Genomic DNA, 4,732 nt, shown 5'->3' with positions numbered 1-4,732 from the left:
GCTGGTACGGATGATCACAAGGCCGATCTGAATATCAATGCAGGCGGCGATCTCATCATCGCATCGGGCAAGGATACGAGCGAACAGGACGGCTCAAAGTCGAAGTCGGGCTTCCTGTCAAAGAAGAGCGACAAGACCCACATCTACGATGAGACCACGGTGGCATCCGAGCTCGGTGGATCCGGTAACGTAAAGCTGAGCGCTGATAAAAATGTCGCCATTGCGGGCTCGAAGGTCGCAGCGGGCGACAACATCGCCATTGAAGGCGACAGCGTTTCCATTATCGGTGCGCAGGAGCGCCATGACAGCGCCAGCTCCTCGAAAAAGTCCGGCCTGGGTGTTGGCTCAGGCGACGGCTTCTATTCGATCTACGGTAAAAAGGAAAAGTCGGACAGCGAGGCGATTACCGCCAATGTCGGCTCTGAGCTCTCGGCTGGCAAGGATGTCACCATCAAAGCCCGCGAGACAGACGTCAACATTGTCGGCTCGAAAGTCGAAGCGGGCAATGACATTGCGCTCGATGCAGCACGCGATGTGAACATCCTGCCCGGCGCTGAAAGCTACGCGTCGCAGGAGAAGGAAAAGCGTTCCGGCTTCGGTGTTCAGGTCAAGTCCGGTGAAGGCAGCGCTTCCATCGGTATCGGCTATGGTTCATCGAAGGATGAAACAAAGCAGGGTGCTGAAACCAATGCGCGTTCCAGTCTCAAGGCTGGCAATGACGTCACCATCAATGCGGGTCGGGATGCCAATCTGCAGGCAGCGAAAGTCGAAGCCGAGCATGATGTAGCCATCACGGCCGAACGCGATGTCAATCTGCTCGCAGCACAGGACAAAACCAACTATGAGCACATGCATGAGGAGCTCTTCGCAGGTGTGACCGCGCAGGTGTCAAGCGGTGTTGTGGGTGCAGCAAAAAGCATTGGCAATTCGGCAGAGAAAATCGGCAATGTTTCTGATGGCTATTCAGCAGCCAATGCAGGCTTCGCAGGGCTGAAGGCAATCGATGCTGCAAGCAACCTCAAGTCGATGGTGACGCTTGATGAAAACGGCAAGGCCAAAGGCAATATCGCCTCTGCGTCTGTGGGTGTCGGCTTTGAATATTCGAAATCGAAGGAAAAGAATGAAAGCTCGAGCCCGGTCGTCACCGACATCCGGGCTGGCAATAACCTCTCTATCGAAGCCAAATCGGGCGACATCAACAGTCATGGCTCTCAAATTGCGGCTGGTTATGACGAGCATGGCCTGCCATCAGGTGGTGATGGCGATATCAGCCTGAAAGCTGGTAACGACATCAATCTGCTAAGTGCACAGGCTACCAACTCTTCGTCCTCATCCAGCACATCAGCAGGTGCGAGTGTCGGTGTTTCGGCTGGGATATCCCTGACGGGCGTAGAATTTGGTCCTGACGCCAATGCGCATGGCGGCATTAGCAAGTCGAAGGGTAACGGCACTACGCAGGTCAACACCCATGTAAACGGCACTGGCGACATCAAGATTGAATCCGGCCGCGATACCAATCTCAAGGGGGCAGTTGTTAAAGGTGAGACCGTCACCGCGAATGTCGGTCGTGATCTCAACATCGTCTCTCAGGCGGATACGGGCGAACGCTCCAACAAGTCTGTCTCGCTTGGCATCAGCACCTCTGGCATCTCACCCGGCTATGGCACGGGTTCTGGCGAAACCAACTGGATCGATGAACAGTCGGGTCTTGTCTCCAAGGGCAAGATGGACGTGACCGTCGAGGGGAATACCCACCTTGGTGCAGGCAAGATCGTCTCGGAAAACGGTGATCTCACGCTGGAAACCGGAACACTGACGCATGAGGACTTCTCCGGATCGAAGCAATATGAGGGCTTCGATGTTCAGGCCAATATTGACCTGACGGGTAAGGAGCAGCAGCCGGACCAGACCTCTCAGGCTAACAACACCGCTGAAGGCACGTATCAAAAAGACGATACAGGTCAGGAAGTACGCGCCACCGTCGGGCCGGGCGAAATCATCATCCGTGACAAGGACAAGCAGGCCGAGCTTGAGTCCTCTGGTCAGACCGCATCGCTCGACGATCTCAACCGCGATCCCGACAAGGCTTACGAGATCACCAAGGATAAGCACGTCGAAATCGACTATTATCTGTCGGATACATCCATACAAAAGGCGTTGGAAGCGGGCGTAGCTGTTACTGAAATCATGGGCAACCTTCTTGAGCGCATTTCTGAACCTGCGCTAGCCGGGGCCATTCGCAATAAGGATATCGATCCGGCTGACGCACTTCGGCAGTTGCAGGCACAAGGATGTATGGAACAGCACAGCCAGAATTTCGATATCTGGCAATGGATTGTGCCATCAGCCCGTGCTGCATCCTGCACAATCACTACCCTTTCGGGAAAACCAATTACAATCTCGGATCGCGAAGGCTGTGTTGAAGCTCTTGTGATGTCTCTCTATGCGCAGACTGTCGGCATTACTCTCAATCGGCAGCAGTTCGAAGAGGGCATGTTGAAGGGTGCAAAGGAGCAGGGGCAGGACTTTGTAAATCTGTTCAGCGATCCATCTGGCATGGCGAAATCTTTAACCAACGTCGCCTGGGAGATTGCAAACGACCCTGTCGCAGCAGGATTGAAATATGGCTTTAACAGTGCTGACAGTCTGTCGGAAAGCTCACTTCTCTACTTCAAGGCTCTGGCGAATGGTGACTACGCCACTGCTGGAGAATATATGTCGAGCTTCGCGATCAACCTCGCAATTGCTATTGCAGCGCCCGAGGCTGGAGCAGCAATCAAAGGTGCTGTTATCGGTGAAAGAGAAGTTGCAGCGCTCAAAGCAGTTGAACAATTAGAAATTACCAACGCCGGGAACCTAACCGATGTATCAGGACATTCGCTAGTAGCGTATGAGAACTTCGGCGGTCACACTGTTGCACGGCATGTGGGGAAGTCAGATGCTGAACTGAGTGCGCGCTTGGCCAGCGATCCCACCCTGACTTTTGCTTCTTCGTTTCCGAACATTGAGACGGCGAGTTCAGCGGTAGCGAACACTTTAGATAGAAATAGCACTATAATATCTGGTTGGCTTAATTCGGATGGGGATAAACTCGTGATTTCCGCTAGCTCAAACTCCACAGTGGGAAATGTTATGAAAGCGGGTGCAAGCACACCGGTGCAAACAACGAAAACAACCGTTGTGATTGTACGTGATCCGCTAAGTAAGATGGGATATAGTATTTTAACTTCATTTCCGGATCTTTGATTATGGAAAACTCATTAAAGCAGTTTTTTGGGGCTTATTTTTATCAAGGCTGGAAGGATGATTACGGATCTTATGAGGATGCGGTGAGTTCTTTCGGGAAAGGAGGCAATCTATCTCAAGTCGATGACGTTATTAAGTATTTGGAGAAAATAATCGAAGCGGGAGACGTCGATAAGTTCGATATAGCTAACTACGGAGCGAACTATAATTTAAAGGCGGATCATATAGACGGAGTGACCTTTCTAAAGAAAATTGTAAAAATCCTTCGAAAAAAGAGAGTTCAAAGAGTTTATTCGCGTGAATCGGAGGCGGAGGCTATAAATTTTTTTCAGACCTATTTTAGTCAGGATTCGAACAATTCTTACAATGGTCTAGAAGATGTGCTCGATAATTTCGGAAAGAGAGCGACGTTAAAACAACTTGATTTCGTTATAGATTATGCTCGTTCCATGTGCGACAGTGTGAATGTAGAGCAATTCGAAATAAAAGGGGTTGGTGGAATCTACAGCCCTTCGAGTCAAGGATTGAGTAATCGTGAATTTTTTTCAATACTGATCGATAGATTATCGGATGCGCGAAACTTGAAAAAGTAGTTTAATAGCAAGACTCCGTTGCAAACAGCTTATAGCGCGGGCGGGCCTTAACTTTGGTCATATTTGTGCTTCGATGGCTGCGAATTGTATCGTAGGTGACCGTATTTTCGCTGATGTGATGATGCCGAGAGACTGTAAACTGAAGTGTGTCCGAGCGTTTTTTCATAGTTCAGCGATAGGCATTCTGTCATCGTTGTTGTGCGTAACTGATTGAGGTGAGTAGAGATGACGGTCGATTTTAAAGGGGCTCATTTCCCCAAAAGCGTCATCCTGTATGCCGTTTTCTTCTATGTCCGCTATTCAGTTTCCTATCGCGATCTCCAGGAAATTATGGCCGAACGCGGCGTAGAAATCGATCATGCGACATTGAACCGGTGGGTTGTTCGATACGCACCGCAGATTGCGGCTCAGGCACAGACACGCAACGCCCAACACTTGGTTCATGGCGTGTTGACGAGACCTATACAAAGATCAAAGGGAAATGGAGCTATCTGTATAGAGCGGTTGATCGTGACGGCCAAACGCTTGAGTTCATGCTCTCTGAGCGCCGAAACCTCGGCACTGCGCGGCGTTTCTTTAAGAAGGCCATCGCAAGCAGCGGTGTTCCACACAAGATCATTATTGATAAAAGCGGAGCCAATTTAGCTGGTGCGCAGGCCGTAAACAATATTCTGAAAATCACTGGCACCGGTCAGTTGATTGCAGTTCTACAGATCAAATATTTGAACAATATCCTTGAGCAGGACCATCGTTTCATCAAGAAGATCACCAAACGGTGTTGTCACGTTAAGTTGCCCAAGCCGATAATGGGCTGATGCTCTCGGATTTCAGGCAAGGCAGGCCGCACTTTTCCACGCGTCTAACGCTTCGAGGCGATGATAGCGAATTGTTTG

The 4,732-nt window shown here is 50.4% G+C and carries 2 protein-coding genes and 1 pseudogene; all 3 read left to right on the top strand.

Annotated features, from left to right (window positions below):
• Positions 1-3,246 (top strand): hemagglutinin repeat-containing protein (locus OIV19_RS23370; RefSeq protein WP_264234289.1); only part of this gene is annotated, 3,246 nt, incomplete at its 5' end.
• Positions 3,247-3,248: 2 nt separating this feature from the next.
• On the top strand, positions 3,249-3,839 hold the full coding sequence (locus tag OIV19_RS23365) for a contact-dependent growth inhibition system immunity protein (protein WP_264234287.1): 591 nt from the start codon (positions 3,249-3,251) through the stop codon (positions 3,837-3,839).
• Positions 3,840-4,064: 225 nt separating this feature from the next.
• A pseudogene (locus tag OIV19_RS23360) lies at positions 4,065-4,612 on the top strand (IS6 family transposase); the annotation flags it as partial.
• Positions 4,613-4,732: the final 120 nt, after the last annotated feature.

The organism is Brucella sp. HL-2 (assembly GCF_025846885.2).
GTDB classification, from domain to species: domain Bacteria; phylum Pseudomonadota; class Alphaproteobacteria; order Rhizobiales; family Rhizobiaceae; genus Brucella; species Brucella quorumnocens.
Note: the sequence above shows the minus strand (reverse complement) of the source record. Positions and strands in the feature narration are given on the sequence as shown.